The sequence below is a fragment of the Thermus sp. FJN-A genome (assembly GCF_054655095.1).
This window is the reverse complement of sequence record NZ_BAAHSC010000305.1, coordinates 1-236: the sequence shown is the minus strand read 5'-3', so window position 1 is coordinate 236 and position 236 is coordinate 1. Positions and strand designations below refer to the sequence as shown.

Here is a 236-nt window from a genome sequence, read left to right as displayed (position 1 = left end):
CCGGTAAACCCGTCCCGGCCGCCCGGCGAGCCCTGAAGGCTTGAGAGCAGGGACAGGGACCCCTGAGCCCTCTTGAGCTCACGGGAGAGGCTGTCCCCGCGGGACTTGTCACGCTCGTTTCTCTTCTGAGTGCGGAGTTCCTCGGCTTTAGCCCGGTAGAACCCCTGGGCGTGGGCCAGGAACGCCTCGTCCTTCAGGAGCTTCTCGTACCCCTCGGGAAGCTTCTCCCTGAACCC

The 236-nt window shown here is 65.7% G+C and carries 1 pseudogene; it reads right to left on the bottom strand.

Annotated elements, in window-relative coordinates:
* Nucleotides 1-236: pseudogene (locus tag ACYQ0J_RS13820) on the bottom strand (IS200/IS605 family accessory protein TnpB-related protein); the annotation flags it as partial.